Raw genomic sequence first — 22,118 nt, 5'->3', positions numbered from 1 at the left:
GGCGCCTGGCGTCGCCGTTTTTTATGTCAGGAAAGGGCCGCATGTCCAGTCAGAGCAATCTCAGCCGGCGCCGCTTCGGCGGCTTGCTGGCCGCCACCTTGGGGGCGGCAGGGACACCGGCGTGGGCGGCGGCCGCGCAAGGGAAGGGCAAACGCATGCAAGAGCAACACGCATTGATCAAACCGGCGCGCCTGCGCGACGGCGACCTGGTGGCCATCATCGCACCGGGCGGTTTTACGGATGAGGACGCCATCGCCAAGGCCCAGCGCAATATCGAATCGCTGGACTTGCGCGTCAGCCTGGGCGCCAACATCCGCGCCGTGCACGGCAACTATGCGGGTACGGTGCAGCAGCGCCTCGACGACCTGCACGCGGCGTTTCGCGATCCGGAAGTCAAGGCGATCTGGGCCATCCGCGGTGGCTCCGGCTGCATCTCGCTGCTGGCGCTGCTCGACTATGCCTTGATCCAGCGCAACCCGAAGGTGCTGATCGGCTATTCCGACATCACGGCCCTGCACCTGGCCATCGGCCGCCAGACGGGCCTGGTGACTTTCCACGGCCCCGTGGCCTCGTCCACGTTTTCCGAGTACACGGTGACGCAGTTGCGCAATGTGCTGATGTCGCCGCAAGACAGTTACACCATCCCCATGGCGCTGGATAACCACCGCCGCGCGCAGACACAGCCGAACTTCGCCATCCGCACCGTGCATGGCGGCCAGGCGACGGGACGCTTGACGGGCGGCAACCTGTGCATGGTCAGCGCGCTGGCCGGCACGCCGTATGCGGCCGATTTCCGCGAGCACATCCTTTTCCTCGAAGAAATCAATGAAGTGCCCTACCGCATCGACAGGATGTTGTGCCAGCTGGACCTGTCCGTGGGGTTCAACAAGGCGGCGGCGCTGATGCTGGGCATCTTCGAGCATTGCGAGGCGGCCGAGGGCGATACGGCGCTGACCCTGGATGCGACGCTGGACCAGCATTTGCAACCATTGAAGGTGCCGGCCGTCAGCGGCTACTCGTTTGGCCACATCCGCCACCAGTTCACCATCCCGATGGGCATATTGGCGACCCTGGACGCAGACCGGCAAACCTTGACCTTGCTGGAGCCGGCCGTCTGCTAGCGCACGGTGCAGCAGGGAGATTGTCAGTATGCTAGTGTGATTGCAGGCGTGGCATCAGGCCGCGCCGCCTTCTTCACCGCACCCGACATGATCAACCGCCACGCCAGTACCTACATCCTCAGCCATCCGCTGGCCTTCGTGCTGCAGGTGCTGAAGGCTTTCCGCGCCAACCAGGGCTTGCTGCTGGCGGGCGCCGTCGCGTATTACTCGCTGCTCTCCATCGTGCCCCTGCTGATGCTGGTGGTGGTGGCCCTGTCGCACGTGATTGCAGAAGACGAGCTGTTGCGCACTATCGGCCACTACCTGGAATGGCTGGTGCCAGGGCAATCGAAAGCCATCGTGGCCGAAGTCGCGCATTTCCTCAACAACCGGGGCGTGATCGGCTGGCTGCTGCTGCTGACCATGCTGTTTTTCAGCTCGCTGGCATTTACCGTGCTGGAAAACGCCATGAGCGTGATTTTCATTCACCGCGTGGCCATCCGCCGCCGCCATTTCCTCATTTCCGCCGTGCTGCCGTACTGCTACATCCTGTGCCTGGGCGCGGGCATCCTGCTCATTACTCTGGTGGCGGGCGGCTTGCAGGTGATGGGTGAGGAAAGCGTGCGCTTTTTGCGCCATGACTGGGGCCTGGAAGGCGTGTCCGGCGTGCTGCTGTATTTGCTGGGGCTGGCGGGCGAAATTCTCGTGCTCAGCTCGATTTACCTGGTCATGCCCGTGGGGCGGTTGTCGATCACGCATGCGCTGATCGGCGGCGTGACGGCGGCCCTGCTGTGGGAAATCGCCCGCCATGTGCTGGTCTGGTATTTTTCCACCTTGTCGCAGGTCAACGTCGTGTATGGCTCGATGACGACGGCCATCGTCGTCATGTTCAGCCTGGAAATCGGCGCCACCCTGCTGCTGCTGGGCGCGCAAGTGATTTCCGAATACGAAAGAGTGGCCCGTGGCGGCGAAGAGGACAAGCCGCTGGCGCTACGGACTTGATTTAAAAAGGTTGTTGCGTTGCACAAAAGCCTGTGCTATACTCCGTTCAGTGATTGAGATTTGGCAGCAAATCATCTCACCATCCAGTTTCAGCGCGGCGACCGACAGGTGTAATGTCGATGGCGTGACAGAGCGAAGAGTGGATTTTGTAATTCCGGATACGTTGGTCGATTTACACTTGGAGTCACCATGCAGATAGCATGGGAGTCCGAAAATCAGGAGGCACTTTGCAGATAGCACTGGCGTCCATGACACGATTAAAGCATTGGTAATACATTGGAACGAAGCCTACCCTGAGTAGGCTTTTTTTTCGTCCATCGTTGGCGCATGGGGGCAGACCCACAATACCGCTAACGCAAAGCTCCACGTTAACGCATGTGGGGGTCTGACCCCAGCCTTTTCCTTGGGTCTACAAAGCCCGCGCAATCAAAATCTTCTGGATATCGCTGGTGCCCTCGTAAATCTGACATACGCGCACGTCGCGGTAGATGCGCTCAACGGGGAAGTCGGACACATAACCGTAGCCGCCGTGCACCTGGATGGCGTCCGAGCACACTCTTTCCGCCATTTCCGACGCAAACAGCTTGGCCATGGCCGCTTCCTTCAGGCAGGGCAAGCCCGCATCCTTCATGGCTGCCGCATGGCGTATCAGCTGACGTGCCGCTTCGATCTGCGTGGCCATGTCGGCCAGGCGGAATTGCACGGCCTGGTGTTCATAGATGGGTTTGCCGAAACTCTCGCGCTCGCGTGCATAGTTCAAGGCCGCTTCGTACGCGGCGCGCGCCATGCCCACCGCTTGCGAAGCGATGCCGATGCGTCCGCCTTCCAGGCCGGACAGGGCGATCTTGTAGCCTTGTCCTTCTTCGCCTATCAGATTTTCCGCCGGGATGCGGCAGTTCTCGAACAGGATTTGCGCCGTGTCCGACGAGTGCTGGCCCATCTTCTGTTCCAGTCCCGCCACGATGTAGCCGGGCGTGTTGGTCGGCACCCAGAAGGCGCTGATGCCGCGCTTGCCGGCCGCCTTGTCGGTCACGGCCATGACGATGGCCACGTCTGCATACTTGCCGCTGGTAATGAATTGCTTGGTGCCGTTGATGACGTATTCATTGCCGTCGAGGGTGGCCGTGGTGCGCAGGGCGGATGCATCGCTGCCCGTGTGCGGTTCCGTCAGGCAAAATGCCCCCAGCATGGCGCCTTGCGCCAGCGGCCGCAGCCACTGTTCCTTTTGCGCATTGTTGGCGTACATCATGGCGATGCTGCACACGGGGCAATTATTCACGGAAATGATGGTCGACGTGCCGCCATCGCCGGCGGCGATTTCTTCCAGTACCAGGGCCAGCGACACGTAGTCGAGGCCGGCGCCGCCCAGCGCTTCCGGTACGGCCACGCCAAAGGCGCCCAGCGCGGCCAGTTCCTGCAGCTCTTCTTTCGGGAAATGATGTTCCTTGTCCCAGCGAGCCGCGTTGGGCGCCAGGCGCTCGCGCGAGAAACTGCGCAGCGCTTCCTGGATCATGGTCTGTTCTTCATTGAGTATCATGGGACGTCGTCTCGTCTATTTTTATAGTGGATGCGGGAATTACCAGGCGATGGGCTTGCCATCGTAGTTGCGGAACACGGCCTTGTCCGTGGCCGGCAGGCTGGCCAAGGTGGTGCGGATGCCGGCAGCGCTTTGCTCTGGTGAAATATCGGCGCCGGCGCCTCCCATGTCGGTGCGCACCCAGCCCGGGTGGAAGGCGACGCAGCTGACGCCTTGCGGGCCATGCACGAGGGCCGTGTCGATCAGCACGGAATTCAAGGCGGCCTTGCTGGCGCGGTACAGCGAACCGCTGGGGTTGCTCCGCTCGCTCAAGGAGCCCATGTGCGAGGACAGCACGGCGAGTTTTCCTTTTGCATACGCTACCAGCGGCGCCAACATGGGCAGCAGCCGCATGGCTGCCAGCACATTCGTGTGCATGACGGCATCGAAATCTTCTTGCGTGGGGGAACCGTCATGACGGGGGCCGTACACGCCCGCGTTGAGGATGGCCACGTCGAGCTTTTCATCGTCGAGTTTCCAGCCCAGGCCGGCACAGCCTTCCACATCCGTCACGTCGAGCTGGTGCGCTTCTGCTCCCAGTTGCCGGAGGGCATCGCAAGCATCGGGCGTGCGCGCCGTAGCGATGACACGCCAGCCAGCGTGACGGTATTGACGGACGATTTCGTGGCCGATGCCGCGCGAGGCGCCGATGATCAATGCGGTAGGCATGTGTTCTCCCTGGAATGAATGAAAGGGCGCGCCCCTGGCCATGCTGGCCGTGCGCACCCGTGCTTCAGCGCAGCTTATACCAGTTCGATCGCCATCGCCGTCGCTTCGCCGCCGCCGATGCACAGGGCTGCCACGCCGCGTTTGCCGCCGGTTTTCTTCAAGGCGCCCAGCAGGGTGACGATGATGCGCGCGCCCGAGGCGCCGATCGGGTGGCCCAGCGCGCACGCGCCGCCGTGGATGTTGATCTTGCTGTGCGCAATGTCGAGGTCGTGCATGGCTGCCATCGGCACGGCGGCGAACGCTTCATTGATCTCGAACAAATCCACCTTGCTGCTGCTCCAGCCCGTTTTCGCGTACAGCTTCTTGATGGCGCCGATGGGCGCCGTGGTGAACTCGTTCGGTGCCTGCGCGTGCGTGGCGTGGCCGTGGATTTTGGCGATGACGGTGCAACCGAGTTTTTTCGCCGTCGACTCGCGCATCAGCACCAGGGCGGCCGCGCCATCGTTGATCGACGAAGACGAGGCGGCCGTGATGGTGCCGTCTTTCTTGAACGCCGCTTTCAAGGTCGGGATTTTTTCCAGGCGGGCCTTTTGCGGGCCTTCATCGATGTTGACGATGGTGTCGCCGCCCCGGCCGGTAACCGTCACGGGCACGATTTCCCATGCGAAACTGCCATCCTGGGTGGCCGCTTGCGCGCGCTTGACGGATTCGATGGCAAACGCATCCTGCGCTTCGCGCGTGAAGCCGTACTGGCTGGCGCACTCTTCGGCAAACGTGCCCATCGAGCGGGCATTGCCCTTTTCATCGCGGCTGTAAGCGTCTTCCAGGCCATCCATCATCATGTGGTCATAGATCATGCCGTGGCCGATGCGGTAGCCACCGCGTGCCTTCGGTACCAGGTAGGGGGCGTTGGTCATCGATTCCATGCCGCCTGCGACCACCACGTCGGCGCTGCCGGCAAGCAAGGTGTCATGCGCGAACATGGTCGTTTGCATGGCCGAGCCGCACATTTTCGACAGCGTCACGGCGCCAGTGGAGTCCGGCAAGCCAGCCTTGCGCAAGGCTTGGCGCGCGGGTGCCTGGCCCTGGCCGGCCATCAGGCAATTGCCGAAAAACACGTGCTCAACGGCATCCGGCGCCACGCCGGCCCGTTCAACGGCGGCGCGGATGGCCACGGCGCCCAGGTCGCTGGCGGTGACGTTGGCAAAGTCTCCCTGGAAGGCGCCCATGGGGGTGCGCGCGGCACCGACGATTACGACTGGATCATGCATGTTGGATCTCCGGTTGGGGGTGGGAAGGTGCTTGCTTGCAAAAACGCAGGTGCTGCGGATACGGGAAGACATCCTCGATATGGCCGTCCATGATGCGCTGCTTGCGCGCCTGCCAGTATTGCGCTGTCAGCAGGTCGGCATGGTGCTGCATGAAATAGTGGCGGATGCGCGGATTGCCCAGCAGGAAAGTGCCGAATTGTTCGGGAAACACATCGTGCTTGCCGATGGGATACCACGGTTCGGCCGACATTTCCTCCTCCTCCGTGCGCGCCTGGGGAATGACGCGGAACTGGCAATCGGTGATGTACTCGATTTCATCGTAATCGTAAAAAACGACGCGTTGATGACGGGTCACGCCAAAGTTTTTATACAGCATGTCGCCGGGGAAAATATTCGCCGCAACCAGCTCCTTGATGGCGTTGCCGTACTCGACGATGGCATGTTCGACCAGATCATCGCGGCCTTCCTTTTCGGCATTGCTCAGCCACATGTTCAGCGGCACCATGCGCCGCTCGATGTACAGGTGGCGGATGATGATCTGCTCCTGGTCTTCTTCGATCAGCGAGGGCGCGAACTGCTTCAGCTCGGCCAGCAATTCTGCGGCAAAACGGGCGCGGGGGAAGGCCACGTTGGAGTATTCGAGCGTGTCGGCCATGCGGCCCACCCGGTCGTGGTGTTTCACCAGCAAGTACTTTTGCTGGACTTGCGCACGCGTGGTTTCCTTGGGCGGCGGGAAAAAATCCTTGATGACCTTGAAGACATACGGAAACGACGGCAAGGCAAACACCAGCATCACCAGGCCGCGGATGCCGGGCGCGCTTTCAAAATAGTCCGACGAGTGTTTCAGATGCTGCAGGTAGTCGCGGTAAAACAGCGTCTTGCCCTGTTTTTGCAAGCCCAGTATCGTATAGATTTCGCTGCGCGGTTTGCGCGGCAGCAAGCTGCGCAGGAATTGCACATAGGCCGACGGCACCTCCATATCGACCAGGAAATAGGCACGCGTAAACGAAAACAGCACGGCAATCTGCTGCTGCTCGAACAGCACCGTGTCGAGCACCAGCTTGCCGTGGCGGTTGTGCAGGATGGGCACGACAAACGGGTATTCGCGGTTGCCGTTGATGCCCTTGCCGACCAGGTAGGCGCCCTTGTTGCGGTAGAACAAACTGCTCAAGACCTGGAGCTGGTGGTTCGGCTCCAGCCGGTCGCCGCCGAACAGCTGCTGCAAACGCGCTTCCACCTGGGCCACGTCACGCTCCAGGTTGGCAAAGGCGCAGTCCAGCTGGAAGTTGCTCAGCATGCGCAGCAAGGTGAGGCGCAAGCCATCCTGGCCGGGGTAATACACGCGGTAGGTGGGCGCCGGGTCTTGTGTTTCGATGTATTCCGTGGAAACCACGGGACGCACGAAAATATAGTCGTTATTGAAATACGTACGGTGCAATATGTTGCAGCAGACGGAATTGAAGAAGGTTTCCGCCAGTTCCGGCTGCTTGTGCTCCGTCAGCATGCCGATGTAGTGCAGCTTGAGTTCGCGCCACACTTCGTCGCTCAACTCCGATTCTTCGTACTCATCTTCGAGCATCTGCACGCATTCCTGCACGCGTTTGTCGTAAAAGTCGATGCGCTCGCGGGCCGCGGTCTGTGCCGCGACCCAAGCGCCTTGCTCGAAATACCGCTTGGCTTGCTGGCTGGTGGCGCGAAACAAACGGTAATGCTTGTCAAAGCCGTCGCGGATGGTGCGCGCGATATCGAATGCAATCTGGGAAGAAAGCAATTTGGGGAAGGCAATTTGCGTCATAGTTGTGCTCGCATGAATAGCTCATCACCCAGTCGATAAGTGCGCGCGTGCTTACTTGGTTTCCGCAAACAGTTCGCGGCCTATCAACATGCGGCGGATTTCGCTGGTGCCGGCGCCGATTTCGTACAGCTTGGCATCGCGCCACAGGCGGCCGGCCGGATACTCGTTGATGTAGCCGTTGCCGCCCAGGGCCTGGATCGCTTCGCCCGCCATCCAGGTCGCCTTCTCCGCACTATACAGAATGGCGCCGGCCGCATCCTTGCGCAACTGGCGCACGGCTTCCGGCGTGGTGGCGCGGTCGCAGGCCTGGCCCACGGCATACACATAGGCCTTGCAGGCCATCATGGTCGAATACATATCGGCCAGTTTGCCTTGCATCAATTGGAATTCGCCGATGGCCTGGCCGAATTGCTTGCGGTCATGCACGTAGGGCACGACCAGGTCCATGCAGGCCTGCATGATGCCCAGCGGGCCGCCAGACAGCACGGTGCGCTCGAAATCGAGGCCTGACATCAGCACGTTGACGCCCTTGCCCAGGCCGCCCAGCACGTTTTCGGCCGGCACTTCGCAATCCTGGAACACCAGTTCGCCCGTGTGCGAGCCGCGCATGCCCAGCTTGTCGAGTTTTTGCGCGATGGAAAAGCCCTTGAAATTCTTTTCGATCAGGAAAGCCGTCATGCCGCGCGCGCCCGCTTCCAGGTCGTTTTTCGCGTACACCACCAGCACGTCCGCATCGGGACCATTGGTGATCCACATCTTGGTGCCGTTCAAGACCCAGCGGTCGCCCTTGAAGTCGGCGCGCAGCTTCATGCTGACGACGTCCGAGCCCGCGTTGGGTTCCGACATGGCCAGGGCGCCGATGTGCTCGCCCGTGATCAGTTTCGGCAGGTACTTGGCCTTTTGCTCGGCCGAGCCGTTGCGCTTGATCTGGTTCACGCACAGATTCGAGTGGGCGCCGTAGGACAGGCCGACGGATGCCGAGGCGCGCGAGATCTCTTCCATGGCGATGATGTGCGCCAAATAGCCCATGCCGGCGCCGCCGTATTCTTCGCTGACGGTGATGCCGAGCAAGCCCATGTCGCCCATCTTGCGCCACAGGTCCATGGGGAACTGGTCGCTGCGGTCGATTTCAGCCGCGCGCGGCGCGATTTCGGCGGCGGCAAATTGTTGGATTGCTTCGCGCAAGGAGGCGATGTCGTCGCCGTGGTCAAAGGTCAAGCCTGGGAGATGGAGCATGTCGTCCTCGTCGTCGTTATAAGTTTGGCGGTCATGGGTGCCGGGTCAGTGAAGCTATGATACTCAGTTGTGACGTTTACGTAAACGTAAAGTGAAGCGCGGCCAGCTATGCGCGTGCGCCCAGCACCTGCCGCGTGGCCACTCAGCTTGTTGACACCTTGTCCAGGTTCAAGTCCGCCAGCATGCATGCGCAAGCGTCTTCATGCGCGCTGATTTCCGCCAACGCCATTTCGATATCGATGCGCTGCTGCTCCAGCGTCTGCCGGTGCTGCGCCAGCACGCCCAGGAAACGGTCCATTTGCGCGCGCGTGTCCTTCGGCGACTCGTACATGTCGACCAGGCTCTTGATCTCAGACAGCGTCAGGCCCAGGCGCTTGCCGCGCAGGGTCAGTTTGAGGCGGGTGCGGTCGCGCGGCGTGTAGACGCGGCTGCGCCCGCCAGCGCCCTCGCGCTTCGGGCTGAGCAAGCCCTGGTCTTCATAGAAACGGATGGCGCGCGCCGTGATGTCGAATTCCCGCGCCAGTTCGGTGATGGTGTAGGTCGTCATTGCTGGGGGCGGTGTCGGTTGCATGGGTGATCGGTCGATAGATGGGGTGCTGCGAGGCAGGCGGGTGGAAAAGTGCCGTTGACGTCAACGTCAATACCAACGTCAATACTATTGTAGCGTGCCCTGTCTGTACTGCAACAAAAAGCGCTTGTGGACAGGCAAGTTGGCGAATAAGGCAACAGTTACTGAAAATAAATTGATTCTTCATGCGCAAACACGCTTAAGATCGAGAGTTGGTGGCCAGGATGACACCAAAAAGAGCTTTCCTGGCATAACGGCGACATTCTTTTCGCTGTGATGGCAGTAAAATTTTTTGAGTGCAGATTCTTTCCAGTAGGCACGATCAAAAAACAACGTTTTATAATGAGCACGTTGTTTAGATTATTTCCATATTGGAAACAAAATGGCCCTTCTGAAAACTTTGTCTACAAGAAATTGTATGACATGGGCATTGCGCGTATCGGTAGAGGAGGGCATTATCCGATACCGTACGTTGTAATGCCAAACCGAGGCTTTGAATCGTGCTGCAGTGCGAAAATCAAGGCTAACCGCGAATTTGAACCGAAGCCACACAGAATCACAAGAGAAAATTCGGCCATATTTTTACCCGAAAAGGCCGGCCGGAGTGTTAATTGTTAATTGATACTATTTTAAAATGTAACAATTTGTATGGTTATTCAAGAAACTGACTTTCATGTTACAACATGAAATAGTACACCTATGAATTCTTCTAACGAACGCGAAAGCTTCAGCCAGCGACTTCAGTTGGCTCTCAAAAACGCCCATTACTCTCCAGACAGCCCGACCAGACTGGCCCGGGAATTCAACATCCGTTTCGACGGACGCCCAATTACTGTGCATGCAGCTAGGAAATGGTTAGTAGGTGAAGCAATTCCCACGCAAGAGAAATTGCGCATGATTGCCCAATGGTTGGGCGTTCCGGCGGAATGGTTGCGTTTTGGCGGCCCGGAAAGCGCCACGCCGAATGGCGAAGCGGGCAGCGCTTTATCGCGTTTTGAGTCCGCCGATGTGAAATTAATTGCCGATTTGCAAAGATTAGATGAACATCATCGTCAAATCGCGCGAGAATTTATTCGCATGCTGGTCAGAGTCAACTACCAAAAGTAAGCATTCAGGCCCTCCCCCGGCCGGCGCCGTCCGCTTTTCGCTGACGGTGCTCCTCCTGTTCTTTTATTTGCGCAGCGTCATACTGGAGACATGATTTTGCCGCACAATAAGATCTCGCATGTTGCGCTGCAGCGGAATTATTTGACAATAATCCCGTACGCAGCGGCGCAGCGGCCAATACCAGCGCATAATCACATCAGAAGTAGCCAGTTCATCCACTACGGAGCCGAGCATTTGAGCCGTCTTATGAAAAGTAACTACAGCAATACCGCGCAGCTGAAGGACTTGATGACCGTGCCGCCCATGACTGCCGCGCAACATGCGGAAGTGATGCGCAAACGGATCGCCCACCGCAGGATGGTTGAAGAAGCCAGGGATTTGAAGCAGGCCAGTGCCGTTCAATTTGAGAAGCGTTGAATTGGCGGTAGCAAGCGGAGAGGTTTAGCCAGGCGTGCCGTCGCTGTGGGTTTTCAATCCATTCCAGCGCGGCGCCAGGCCGTGCTCGATACCGAGCAGGTCGATGACGCGTGCCACCGTATGGTCGACCATCTCTGCGATGCTGTGCGGGTGGTGATAAAAGCTGGGGAGTGGCGGGAAGATGATGCCGCCCATTTCGGTCACGGCGGTCATATTGCGCAGATGCGCTAGGTTGAACGGCGTTTCGCGTACCATCAAGATCAGGCGCCGGCGCTCCTTGAGCGCCACATCGGCTGCCCGCGTAATCAAATTGTCCGACAAGCCATGCGCCACGGCCGCCAGCGTCTTCATCGAGCACGGCGCGACGACCATGCCATCCGCTTGAAACGAGCCACTGGCGATACTCGCGCCGATGTCGCGCAGCTTGTGTACCACGTGCGCCTGCGCTTCGATATCCTTGCGCCCCACGCCCGTTTCCTGGTGCAGGGTCAGTACGGCTGCATCCGACAAGACCAGATGCGTCTCGACGCCAGGGATGGCGCCTAGCAATTGCAGCAGCCGCAAGCCATACACGGCGCCCGTGGCGCCCGTGATGGCCACGACGATACGGCGCGGCCGCTGCGACACGCTATCAGGCATCGATCAGGGTTTTCAGTTCGCCCGATTCAAACATTTCATTCATGATATCGGAACCACCGATGAACTCGCCTTTGACATACAGCTGCGGAATCGTCGGCCAGTTCGAGTAATCCTTGATGCCCTGGCGCACTTCCGGGTCATCCAGCACATTAACGGTGGCGATGTTTTCCACGCCGCACGCTTTCAGGATCTGGATGGCGCGGCCGGAAAAGCCGCACTGCGGGAACTGGGCGGTGCCTTTCATGAACAGCACGACTGGCGTGCTCGTCACGGTTTCTTTGATCCAGGTTTGTACGTCGCTCATAGCTGCCTCTGATGGGTAAATAAATAGATGCCGTCATTTTATAAGAAAACGACGGCACGGGTATGCGCTCAAGTCATAAATCGGGCAAGTCAACCACGTTGGCGCTCATAAGGTCTTGCCCAGGCACACCGATTGCGCTGCGCCAACGTATTTTCCCCAGGCAATGACGGATGCATAGCCGTGTCTGGCATAAAACGCCACGGCACGGCTATTTGCCACGCGCGTTGACATTCGTAGAGCAGCAACTGCGCATCCAGGCTGGCGGCCACGGGCTTAAGCGCGCAGCTTGGCGAACGCGGCGGCCATGCTGCCGGCCGGTTCGGGCGCATTGCGCGACTGCGACTGGTGCTGCGCCATGCTGCGGCGGTCGTTGCGGTCGCCTTTCTGCTCCGGCTTGCTGCCCGCTTGCGGCGCGCTGTCCGTCAGGCGCATGGTCAGCGCGATGCGTTTGCGCTTTTCATCGACTTCCAGCACTTTCACGCGCACGACCTGGCCAGCTTTGACCACCGTGTGCGGGTCTTTCACAAACGTGTTCGACAGGGCCGAGATGTGCACCAGGCCATCCTGGTGCACGCCGATATCGACAAAGGCGCCAAACGCGGCCACGTTGGTGACCACGCCCTCGAGGATCATGTCCGGGCGCAAGTCGCGGATTTCTTCCACGCCTTCCTTGAAGGTGGCGGTGGTAAATTCCGGACGCGGGTCGCGGCCCGGCTTTTCCAGTTCCTTCAAAATGTCGGAAATGGTCGGCACACCGAAGGTTTCATCCGCGTACTTTGCGGGGTTGAGGGTTTTCAGCAGGGCGGTCTCGCCGATGACGGCCTGGATATCCTTCTTGATATCGGCCAGGATCTTTTCCACCAGCGGGTATGATTCCGGGTGGACGGCCGAGGCGTCCAGCGGGTTTTCGCCGCCCATCACGCGCAAGAAGCCGGCTGCCTGTTCGAACGTCTTATCGCCCAGGCGCGGCACGGCTTTCAAGGCCGCGCGCGAGGTGAATGCGCCCTTCATGTCGCGGTAGCTGACGATGCTTTGTGCCACGCTGGCCGACAAGCCGGAGACGCGCGCCAGCAGCGGCGCCGAGGCCGTATTCACGTCCACGCCGACGGCATTCACGCAGTCTTCCACCACCGCGTCGAGCGAGCGCGCCAGCTGGCTCTGGCTCACGTCATGCTGGTACTGGCCCACGCCGATCGATTTCGGATCGATTTTCACCAGTTCGGCCAGCGGGTCCTGCAGGCGGCGCGCGATCGAGACGGCGCCGCGCAAGGACACATCCATGTCCGGCAATTCCTTCGAGGCAAATTCCGACGCCGAGTACACCGATGCGCCCGCTTCCGAGACGACGATCTTCGTCATCTTCGCTTCCGGGTGCTGTTTGATGAGGTCCTGCGCCAGCTTGTCCGTCTCGCGCGAAGCGGTGCCATTGCCAATGGAAATCAAGGAAACATTGTGCTTGGCGGCAAGACGGCCCAGCGTGTGCAAGGAACCATCCCAGTCATTCTTCGGCTGGTGCGGGTAGATCACGGCCGTGTCGACCACCTTGCCGGTGGCATCGACCACGGCCACTTTCACGCCCGTGCGCAAGCCCGGGTCCAGGCCCATGGTGGCGCGCTGGCCGGCCGGCGCAGCCAGCAGCAGCGCCTTCAAATTGGTGGCAAACACATTGATGGCGTCGAGTTCCGAGCGTTCGCGCAGCGCGCCCATCAGTTCCGTTTCCAGGTGCATGAAGCTTTTCACGCGCCAGGTCCAGCGTGCCGTGTCGGCCAGCCATTTGTCGGCCGGGCGGCCCAGGCTCTTGATGCCGAAGCGAACGGCGATGCGGCCTTCGCACGGGTTGTGCGGCGCATCCCATTTCGGTTTTTCCGCTTCCGTGTCCAGGCGCAGGGTGACGTCGAGGATGCCTTCGCGGCGGCCACGCAGCAGGGCCAGCGCACGGTGCGAGGGGACGGTGGAAATGGTTTCCGAGTAGTCGAAATAATCGGCGAATTTTTCGCCTTCCTCCTGCTTGCCTTCCACTACTTTCGATTCAACGATGCCGTGCTCTTGCACGTATTCGCGCAAGGTGTGCAGCAAGGTCGCATCTTCGGCGAAACGCTCCATCAGAATCTGGCGCGCGCCGTCGAGGGCCGCCTTGGTGTCCGCCACGCCCGGGTTGTTGCCGTCGGCGCTGGTAAACGCGTCGCGCAGGAACTTGCCCGCTTCCATTTCCGGCGTCAGTTCCGGATTGTCCAGCAAACAGTCGGCCAGCGGCATCAAGCCCGCTTCGATGGCGATCTGCGCCTTCGTGCGGCGTTTTTGCTTGTACGGCAGATACAAATCTTCCAGGCGCGTCTTGTCTTCCGCGTGCATGACGGCATCGAGCAGCTGGGGCGTCATCTTGTTCTGTTCCGTGATCGAGGCCACGATGGCGGCGCGCCGCTCTTCCAGTTCGCGCAGGTAGCGCAAGCGCTCTTCGAGCAGGCGCAGCTGGATATCGTCGAGGCCGCCGGTCGCTTCCTTGCGGTAACGGGCGATGAAGGGCACGGTGGCGCCTTCGTCGAGCAGTTCGATGGCGGCGGCAACCTGCACCGGTTTGGCGGCAAGTTCAAGGGCAAGGCGTTGTTCGATAGTGGGCAGCATGGTTGTTTCCAGAGCGATCAAGCCTGGAATGATACGCAATCGGCGCGATTGCGCAATCTTGACAGCGCAAATGGACTGTGCGTTGACAACAGTGTCAACGGGCCGGCAGCAGCGGGCTGGCGGGCGGCGGCGGTGCCGGCCTCTGCGGCGTGACGGATTTGCCAAAGGCATTGCCCATGCGGTGTTCGAGGGCGGCGCGGTTGTACAGGCCCAGCTGGTTCGACGGGCGCTGCACGGTCGCTTCTGCGCCGGACAGGGTGGGCGGCGGCCGACTCACGGTGTTGCTGCTCGGTAATAATTTTTCATTCAAGCAAGATATCGATTGCGCGCGCTTGCCGTTCACTTCCACCTCCACGCAGCCCCTTTCCGGCGCGGCGGCCTTGACGACGACGGTGTGCTCGTCCGCCTGCGCGGGCAGGGTGGCACAGCCCAACAGCAACAGCGATAACAGGCGTGCCATGACGGCTCCCGGAGCGGTGGGGAAGCGCTCAGCATAGCAAGGTCATGTGTCGCAGCGATGACACGGACCGGCATGCAGGCTTGCGCCATGTCATGCAGTTGTCATTTTATGAAGCTACCATCTTGCTATTCTGCAGACAACATTGCAGTCAAGACACTTCATGAGCAGGATTTTTCCTTGCTTCCCCTGGAAAATGACACGAACTCACCGCCGCGCCGCAACAGGCAATGCCCTGTCCGCCTGCTTGCTGATGACCTTGATGACCTTGATGACATGCGTGCGGCCCGCTGCCGGTGCGGCCGGTGTTGATGCGGCCGCGCACACGACCCTGCGTTTCGACTTGCCCGCCCAGCCGCTCGACGCGGCCCTGGTGGCGTTTGGCGAAGTGACGGGCTATTCCGTGCTGGTCAGCAGCCAGCTGGCGGCAGGCCGAGTGGCCTCGCCCGTGCGCGGCGACTATACGCCGGCCGAGGCGCTGCAGCGCTTGCTGGCCGGCACGCAGCTAGGTGCGCGCTTCAGCGCCAGCAACGCCTTCACCTTGCTGGCGCTGGCCGACGCCCCCGTGGCGCCGGCGTCCGTGCCGGCCGAAGTTACCCCCGCCACCGCACCATTGCAAGGCTATGCGGCCATCCTGCAGCGCTCGCTCACGCGCGCCCTGTGCCGCTTGCATCCGGACGCCTACGGCCGCTACCGCCTGGCCTTCCAGCTGTGGCTCGACGAGCGGGGCAGGGTAAGCGCCGTGCACGTGCTGGAGCCGAGCGGCGTGGCGCAGCGTGACCGCGCCGTGCTGCAGCGCCTGCACAGCCTGCTGATGGATGGCGCGCCGCCTGCGGGTCTGCCGCAGCCGCTGACGATTTTACTGACGCCGCGCCCCGACCCAGGCGCCGATTGCGCGCCCTACCTCCTGGCCGGGGCGTCCTGAGCATGTCGGAATTGCTGAAATGCACCTTGCGCAAGCTGTTCCTGGAACGCTACGGACAGTTTCGCCGCCATTTGCAGCGCCGCCTGGGGTCGGAAGACCTGGCCAATGACGCGCTGCATGAAACGTATTTGCGGGTGGAGCGGATGAACGCGCCCGAGGCGATCAGCTATCCATCCGCGTATCTGATGCGCATCGCCATCAACATTGCGGAAGATCAACGCCGCGACAATGCACGCCTGCTCAGCCTGCCCGATATCGACGATTTGTACGCGATGGCCGATGAATTGGCCGACCCGGCCCGCACCTTCAGCGCGCGCGCCGAGCTGGAAGAACTGGAACGGGCCTTGCAGGAGTTGCCGAAACGCCGGCGCGCCATCGTCATCGCCGCCCGCGTCGACCAGTTGCCGCACCGCGACATCGCCGCGCGCTTCGGCATTTCCGCGCGCACGGTGGAGAAGGAATTGCGCGCCGGCCTGGAACATTGCTGCGAACGCATGGGACGCGATTTCATCCAGCGCTTCGGTCCCGGTGCGGGAAAAACGTCTAAACATCATGATTGAACAAGCGGAAGACGACATGAGTGTCATCCAGAAGGAAGCGCAGGCGTGGGTCGTGCGGCTGGCCTCGGGCCAGGTCAGCGAGCGCGATGCGCAAGTGTTTCGCCACTGGTGTGCGCGCAGCCGCAAGCATGCCAACGCCTTTGCCGAGGCGCGCGCCGTGTGGGGCGCGATGGCGCCGGCCGCGCGCGCCGTCACGCGGGCGCAGCAGCCAGTGAACACGGCACGGCGCGCCTGGCTGGGCGGTGCCGTGGCCGCCTCGCTGGGGCTGCTGGTGCTGCGCCCGCCCACGGATCTGTGGCCGGCCGTGGCGGGCCTGGGCGCCGACTACGCCACGGGCACGGGCGAGCAGCGCGCAGTGGTGCTCGATGGCGGCGTGCTGGTGCAGATGAATACGCAGACGCGCCTCGATGCGGCACCGCTGCAGGACGGCGCTGCGGCGCTGGTACTGCTGGCGGGCGAGGCGGAATTCCAGGCCGGCCTCGGCCTCGGCGGCGCGGCTAGAGTGCGCGTGCAGGCCGGCGATGGCATGGTGTTGGCCGGCAGCGCGCGTTTCAATATCCGTCTGTTTGGCCAGGAAGTGTGCGTGACCTGCCTGGCTGGCCGTTTGCGCGTGGTGCAGGCCGGCAACGATGCGGAACTGGCGGCCGGCCAGCAACTGCGCTACCGGCCCGAGCATTTTGGCATCGCGCGCGCGGTGACCAAGGGCGACGTCAGCGCGTGGCGCCAGCGTCTGCTGGTGTTCAAGCAAAGCACCTTGGCCGAGGTGGTGGATGAGGTGAACCGCTACCGTCCCGGCAAGCTGATCCTCCATGGCGAGGCCTTGCAACAGGCGCGCGTGCAAGCCAGCTTTTCGCTCGACCGCCTCGACGACGTGATCGCCCTGATCCAGGATGCGTATGGCGCGCGCGTGACGCGCTTGCCGGGCGGCATCGTGCTGTTTGGCTAGCGATGCACGTCGATAGCATGTCGCCAATTATGACATTTCCATGACCTTTTGCAGTCCCGGACCTTGTTCCCTGTCAATGCTGCTGGAAGCCGCGATTCAGTGCCTGCCGCCCGCCCCGTGCGTGCCGCGCGCCTTTTCGCGATATCGGTCAGCAACGGAACATGAAAAGGGAATGTCGCCATGCAGCGAAGCAAGTCGGTCACGAAACACGCATCCTCCTCCGCCATGGCGGGCAACCGGAGCGGGCGCCCGGTGCGATTGAAACCGCTGGCGCTGGCCATCGCCATGCTGCTGCAAGCGGGCGGTGCGCAGGCACAGCAGCCGTTCAGCGGTGCCTGGTTTGCCGGCAAGGGCGCGCAGCAGGGCTCGGCGGCGGCCACGGGACGCTTGCCGAATGGCCAGCCGGCGACATCGCTGAACTATCCTTTGCTGCAGCAGCAGAAGGCCGAAGGCAAGCTGCAGCAATCGCTGAACAATCTCTTGCTGGCCGCGCGTGGCATCGCCGCCGAGCTGGCGGCGGGCGGCGCCCCCGATGGCCTGGCCAAGGGCGGCTTGCAGGTCGACAGCAACAGCCTGACAGCCGGCTGGCTCAATGCCCAGGCGCCCGTGCAGAACCAGGCCGACGGCAAAACCGTCGTGAAGGTCGTGCAGACGGATGACAAGGCGATACTGAAATGGGAAAGTTTTAACGTCGGCAAAAACACCACCTTGCAATTCGAGCAGAAATCGAACTGGGCCGTATTGAACCGCGTGAATGATACGCTGGCGCGTCCCAGCCAGATCCAGGGCCGGATCCAGGCCGACGGCACGGTGATGATCGTCAACCGTAACGGCATCGTGTTTACGGGCAGCAGCCAGATCGATACGCGCAACCTGGCGGCCGCCGCCATGGGCATGAGCGACAGCCAGTTCAAGAGCGGCTTGTACGGCAAGGCGCAGGGCACGGGTGCGGTGCCGACCTTCGCGAATGACTTGCAACTGGGCCAGAATACCTATACGCATGGCAAGGCCCAGGCCGATGTCGTCGTCGCCGCCGGCGCGCGCATCGACACGCGCAAGCCGCAGACGGTGACGGAAGGCGGCGGCTATGTGCTGCTGGCTGGCCGCAGCGTCGAAAACGCAGGCCTTATCACCACGCCCAATGGCCAGACGACCCTGGCCGCCGGCGACGCCATCGCCGTACGCCAGGGGCAGGGCACGGACAAGAACCAGTATTCGAGCACGCGCGGCAATGAAGTCGAGATGCTGCGCGTGGCCGGCAGCGGCGCCGGCAGCGTCGTCAACAATGGCGTGATCCAGGCGGCGACGGGCGATATCACGCTGAGCGGCAATAGCGTGCGCCAGGATGGCGTGCTGTTGTCGAGCACGACGGTCAATGGCCGCGGCAGCATCCACCTGGCGGCGACAGGTGCGGACGCCAATGTCACCCTGGCGCGCGGCAGCGTCAGCGCCATTCTCATCGACGACAATGGCGCCACCGCGCTGGACGTGCAGCGCGATACCTTGCTGAAAGATGCGGGCAAGGGCACGGAAGGCATCGCGGACCGGCGCGACCAGTCGCTGGTGCGCATCGTTTCCGCCGGTAACGTGGCCTTCGAAGGCGATTCGCTGACCCTGGCCACGGGCGGCCAGGTGCTGCTCGATGCGGCCCGCCGCAGCCACGTGGCGGGCGATGCCGTTATCGACGTCTCCGGCGCCGTCGGCGTGAAAGTCGACATGAGCAGCAACAATGTGCTGATCAATGTGCAGGGCAACGAGCAACGCGACGCACCGGGCAGCCGCGACGCCAAATACCTGAACAACAGCGACGTGTGGGTCGACCACCGCGATCTGGTGCTGGTGCCGGCCGGCACGAATGGCTACGCCACGGACCGCTGGTACACGGCCGGCGGCTTGCTGGAAGTGAGCGGCTACCTGAACACCAGCGGCCACGGTATCGGCGAGTGGGCGGCGCAGGGCGGCACTGTGGGCTTTGGCGGCGGCGAAGTGGTGACGCAGGCCGGTTCGCGCATCAACATCGCCGGCGGCTCGCTGGATGTGCAGACGGGCATGGTCAAGCAGACGTGGCTGAAGGGCGCCGATGGCGCGATGGTCAAACTGAGCACTGCGCCCGGCGACACTCTGTACACGGGCTTGTACCGCGGCTACGAAAGCACGCATGCGCGTTGGGGCGCGAACACGACGCAAATCCATGTGAATGCCTTGATCGGCCCGCGCGAGCGCCTGGAAAACGGCTATACGGTGGGTCGCGATGCGGGCCGTTTGATCGTCTCCACGGGCGCCGCCGTGCTGGAAGGCGATATCGATACGTCCGTGTTCCAGGGCGAGCGCCAGCAGCGCAAGCGCGATGAAGGCATGGAGAGCTACAAGCAGACGCAGACGGCGGCGGCGCGTGCCGCTCAATTGATCGTGGGCAAGATGACGCCCGTCTTCGATACCCGGACGGGCCAGTTGCGCGACAGCCCGCAAGCCGTGCTGGAGAACGTGCAAATCGGCAAGGTGGCCGGCATCGCCGATGGCCAGCTGCTGGGCGATGCCTTGCCGGCCGCGCGCAGCAAGGCCTTGCAGCTCGACGCGGACTGGCTCAAGGGACTGGCGCTGGGCGCGCTGAGTATCTATGCCTACGATAAGCTCGACGTCAATGCCGACATGCGCGTGGCCGATGGCGGCGACATCGCCCTGCACGCCACCGATGTGGCGATCAAGGCGAATGTGAGCGCGCGCAGCGGCAGCATCGCCGCCGGCAACATGGTGTCGCGCTATCTGGCGAACACGGGCGCCGTGTGGCTGGATGCACCCGTGTCGGCAGAAGGGCGTCCCACGGGCCCGGCCGGCGTGCGCGTGGCGCCCGGCGTGCGCCTCGATGCGCGCGGCCTGTGGAGCAACCTGGAGCTGGACCCGGCTGCCAGCGGCGGTTTGCCGTATGTGAATGGCGGCAAGGTCGTTCTGAAGAGCGCCGGCGGCATCGAACTGGCCGGCGGCAGCGTTATCGACGTCTCATCCGGCGCCGCCCTGATGCGCAATGGCAGCCTGCAGGGCGGGCGTGGCGGCGACATCACCCTGGCGGTCGACTTGCCGCGCGAAAAAGCTTCCACCGGCGCCTTGCTCAAGCTCGACGGCGAGTTGCGCGGCCATGGCGTGAAAGGCGGCGGGCGCCTGGTGATCGATAGCGGCTCGGCCGTCAGCATCGGCGGCAAGCTGCAGGGCGACGACGTGTTGCCAGCGGGAAGCAGCGCCCCCGTCGGCCTGCGCCTGAGCGATGAATTTTTGATTGCCAAGGGCGAGAAGGTCCCCTTTGATTTCGCCATCATCACCAGCCTGATCAAGCCAGGCCAGACCCTGGCCAAGCCCGTGACGGCGGATGTGTCGACGCTGAAACCGCTGGTGCTGGGAGCCGACTTGCTGGTACCGCAGGGCGCGAACGTCTTCATCAACGGCACGACGTATGTCCAGGGCGGCTCCATCGCGCCCGCCGGCAGCGTGGTAACGGCCATCAACGGTCTCAATGCGGGCTTCGTGGTCTCGGCGCCGGCCTTTCCCAACGGTTTGCCCATCCTGCCGATGACGACGCAGTATGCGGCCGGCAGCATCGCCGCCGACGACGTGCGCGCGCCGCGCGGCATGCTGCTGCCGACCGGCACCATGCTGGGACGCGACGTAGCCGTGCAGCCCATGCTGGCGCTGGACGCCAGCCTGTTCCAGAGCGGCTTTGCCGACTACGCCGTCACGGGCCGCGATGGCGTCGTGGTGGTCAACAATGCGCAGATCGATGTCAGGATGCCCGTGTTGCGCTTCAATCCCGCCACCGGCCACACGGTGGCGGGCGCTACCGACCCGGGCGCCGTGCTGGCAGTGTGGACGCCGCCGCTGTACCAGGAAGATGCGCGCAAGGGCCGCCTGACGCAGCGCGCCGGCGCCGACCTGACACTGACGGCCGGCAGCCCCTACGTGAAGGGCGGACTGGCGGTGGAGCAAGGCGCCGTCGTCACGGTCGATCCGGGCCGCCAGATCAGCCTGACGGGCAATGGCCAGGTCAGCATCCATGGCCGCCTCGACGCCTGGGGCGGCAAGATCGCCATCCTGCCGGGCAGCTTCGGCACGGGCAACGAGGTGGATGTGCCGAACGGCAAGGGGCAAGCCACCTCGATCTGGATCGGCGAACACGCCGTGCTCGACGTCGCCGGCCGCGCCACCGTGGCCAGCGACATGCGCGGTGGCCGCTATGGCCGCGCCGACAAGGGCGGCAGCATCGAAATCGGCGCCCGCTACAAGGCCGACGCCGCCAGCGTCGATGCGGCCGATGCCTTTGTCGTCGTGCGCCCAGGCGCGCTGCTCGATGCCAGCGGCGAACAGGTGGGCAGCATCCGCCTGGCCGGCCGCGACGGCGTCACCATCCAGTCCGGCGCCGTGCTCGACGCGCATGGCACGGTATTGCGCACGGACAGCTATGGCCAGGTGATCGCGGCGCCGAACCGCGCCGTGATCGAACTGGCTGCGCCTGGCGGACGCCTGACCCTGGAAGGCGGCGCGCGCTTCGACTTGCGCAGCGGCGAGGCCGGCAAAGGCGGCGGCAGCTATGGCAGCATCGACCTGAACGCGCGCCGCCTGAGCGGCGCCACAGGCGACGATATCGATATCGATGCGGCTGGCGCGCTGAAAATCGATGGTGCGCGCACGATTAACAGGGTGTTGAAAAAGGACCCCAGTCCTTCGGATTTTGTCGCCAGACATGCGAATTTTTCGGGCTGGAAGCCGCATTTTTCCTAAAAAGCAGTTTTCAGCCACTTTTCAGGCCGTTTTTTGACATTTTTTAGCGCTTTCCGTACTCTAGGGACGGAGTTATCCAACCACCGCCGATAAACGCCAGCCAAAGATCGTCGCCATGCGCGTCAGGTTGTAAGCGGCGAAAGTGAACGTGGTTTGT

18 protein-coding genes are annotated in these 22,118 nt (G+C 62.4%); 8 read left to right on the top strand and 10 right to left on the bottom strand.

All coding sequences use genetic code 11. The annotated features are described in order from the left end of the window. The first annotated feature begins 41 nt into the window (after positions 1 to 41). Both CSZ94_RS21820 and CSZ94_RS21815 read left to right on the top strand, forming a co-directional pair. Positions 42 to 1,121, top strand: a complete 1,080-nt coding sequence (locus CSZ94_RS21820) for a S66 peptidase family protein (protein WP_102123448.1) — start codon at positions 42 to 44, stop codon at positions 1,119 to 1,121. Between the two features lie 87 nt (positions 1,122 to 1,208). After that, positions 1,209 to 2,102, top strand: coding sequence for a YihY/virulence factor BrkB family protein (locus tag CSZ94_RS21815; RefSeq protein WP_102123452.1), 894 nt, complete (start codon positions 1,209 to 1,211; stop codon positions 2,100 to 2,102). 409 nt (positions 2,103 to 2,511) lie between these two features. On the opposite strand, the gene CSZ94_RS21810 is transcribed toward CSZ94_RS21815, so the two are convergent. The 6 genes from CSZ94_RS21810 to CSZ94_RS21785 form a co-directional block, all read right to left on the bottom strand. Next, positions 2,512 to 3,639, bottom strand: a complete 1,128-nt coding sequence (locus tag CSZ94_RS21810; protein WP_102123447.1) for an acyl-CoA dehydrogenase family protein — start codon at positions 3,637 to 3,639, stop codon at positions 2,512 to 2,514. A gap of 39 nt (positions 3,640 to 3,678) precedes the next feature. Then, positions 3,679 to 4,347 carry an SDR family oxidoreductase gene (locus CSZ94_RS21805; protein ID WP_102123446.1) on the bottom strand — a complete coding sequence of 223 codons (669 nt, stop codon included), beginning with the start codon at positions 4,345 to 4,347 and terminating at the stop codon, positions 3,679 to 3,681. A 74-nt stretch (positions 4,348 to 4,421) separates the two neighbouring features. Beyond that, positions 4,422 to 5,618 carry an acetyl-CoA C-acyltransferase gene (locus tag CSZ94_RS21800; RefSeq protein ID WP_102123445.1) on the bottom strand — a complete coding sequence of 399 codons (1,197 nt, stop codon included), beginning with the start codon at positions 5,616 to 5,618 and terminating at the stop codon, positions 4,422 to 4,424. Next, positions 5,611 to 7,413, bottom strand: coding sequence for a bifunctional isocitrate dehydrogenase kinase/phosphatase (gene aceK / locus CSZ94_RS21795; RefSeq protein ID WP_102123444.1), 1,803 nt, complete (start codon positions 7,411 to 7,413; stop codon positions 5,611 to 5,613). Before aceK ends, CSZ94_RS21800 begins: the two co-directional genes overlap by 8 nt. Before the next feature lie 51 nt (positions 7,414 to 7,464). Beyond that, entirely contained in the window at positions 7,465 to 8,649 is a 1,185-nt protein-coding gene (locus CSZ94_RS21790) for an isovaleryl-CoA dehydrogenase (RefSeq protein WP_102123443.1), read from the bottom strand. 142 nt (positions 8,650 to 8,791) lie between these two features. After that, entirely contained in the window at positions 8,792 to 9,196 is a 405-nt protein-coding gene (locus tag CSZ94_RS21785) for a MerR family transcriptional regulator (RefSeq protein ID WP_102123442.1), read from the bottom strand. Between the two features lie 720 nt (positions 9,197 to 9,916). Between CSZ94_RS21785 and CSZ94_RS21780 the strand changes: the two genes are divergently transcribed. Together CSZ94_RS21780 and CSZ94_RS21775 are read left to right on the top strand one after the other, a co-directional pair. Beyond that, positions 9,917 to 10,324, top strand: a complete 408-nt coding sequence (locus tag CSZ94_RS21780) for a hypothetical protein (RefSeq protein WP_034753756.1) — start codon at positions 9,917 to 9,919, stop codon at positions 10,322 to 10,324. Between the two features lie 90 nt (positions 10,325 to 10,414). Next, positions 10,415 to 10,741 carry a hypothetical protein gene (locus tag CSZ94_RS21775; RefSeq protein ID WP_102123441.1) on the top strand — a complete coding sequence of 109 codons (327 nt, stop codon included), beginning with the start codon at positions 10,415 to 10,417 and terminating at the stop codon, positions 10,739 to 10,741. 24 nt (positions 10,742 to 10,765) lie between these two features. On the opposite strand, the gene CSZ94_RS21770 is transcribed toward CSZ94_RS21775, so the two are convergent. The 4 genes from CSZ94_RS21770 to CSZ94_RS21755 all read right to left on the bottom strand — a co-directional run bounded on the left by CSZ94_RS21770 (position 10,766) and on the right by CSZ94_RS21755 (position 14,766). Further along, positions 10,766 to 11,380, bottom strand: a complete 615-nt coding sequence (locus CSZ94_RS21770) for a UbiX family flavin prenyltransferase (protein WP_102123440.1) — start codon at positions 11,378 to 11,380, stop codon at positions 10,766 to 10,768. After that, on the bottom strand, positions 11,373 to 11,684 hold the full coding sequence (gene grxD / locus CSZ94_RS21765) for a Grx4 family monothiol glutaredoxin (RefSeq protein WP_071074969.1): 312 nt from the start codon (positions 11,682 to 11,684) through the stop codon (positions 11,373 to 11,375). The genes CSZ94_RS21770 and grxD overlap by 8 nt, the downstream gene beginning before the upstream one ends. Positions 11,685 to 11,957: 273 nt before the next feature. Then, positions 11,958 to 14,306 carry a Tex family protein gene (locus CSZ94_RS21760; RefSeq protein WP_102123439.1) on the bottom strand — a complete coding sequence of 783 codons (2,349 nt, stop codon included), beginning with the start codon at positions 14,304 to 14,306 and terminating at the stop codon, positions 11,958 to 11,960. Between the two features lie 94 nt (positions 14,307 to 14,400). Beyond that, positions 14,401 to 14,766, bottom strand: a complete 366-nt coding sequence (locus CSZ94_RS21755) for a hypothetical protein (RefSeq protein ID WP_102123438.1) — start codon at positions 14,764 to 14,766, stop codon at positions 14,401 to 14,403. A 193-nt stretch (positions 14,767 to 14,959) separates the two neighbouring features. On the opposite strand from CSZ94_RS21755, the gene CSZ94_RS21750 reads away from it, so the two are divergent. From CSZ94_RS21750 to CSZ94_RS21735, 4 genes are all read left to right on the top strand, one after another. Beyond that, positions 14,960 to 15,688, top strand: a complete 729-nt coding sequence (locus CSZ94_RS21750) for a secretin and TonB N-terminal domain-containing protein (protein ID WP_180977575.1) — start codon at positions 14,960 to 14,962, stop codon at positions 15,686 to 15,688. Between the two features lie 2 nt (positions 15,689 to 15,690). Next, positions 15,691 to 16,248, top strand: a complete 558-nt coding sequence (locus tag CSZ94_RS21745) for an RNA polymerase sigma factor (RefSeq protein WP_102123436.1) — start codon at positions 15,691 to 15,693, stop codon at positions 16,246 to 16,248. Further along, positions 16,241 to 17,194, top strand: a complete 954-nt coding sequence (locus CSZ94_RS21740; RefSeq protein WP_102123435.1) for a FecR family protein — start codon at positions 16,241 to 16,243, stop codon at positions 17,192 to 17,194. Before CSZ94_RS21745 ends, CSZ94_RS21740 begins: the two co-directional genes overlap by 8 nt. A gap of 180 nt (positions 17,195 to 17,374) precedes the next feature. Next, positions 17,375 to 21,961 carry a filamentous hemagglutinin N-terminal domain-containing protein gene (locus CSZ94_RS21735; RefSeq protein WP_102123434.1) on the top strand — a complete coding sequence of 1,529 codons (4,587 nt, stop codon included), beginning with the start codon at positions 17,375 to 17,377 and terminating at the stop codon, positions 21,959 to 21,961. The last annotated feature ends 157 nt before the right edge of the window (positions 21,962 to 22,118 follow it).

Origin of the sequence: Janthinobacterium sp. ROICE36 (assembly GCF_002869965.1) — a bacterium.
In the GTDB taxonomy this organism is placed as follows: domain Bacteria; phylum Pseudomonadota; class Gammaproteobacteria; order Burkholderiales; family Burkholderiaceae_D; genus Janthinobacterium.
Note: the sequence above shows the minus strand (reverse complement) of the source record. Positions and strands in the feature narration are given on the sequence as shown.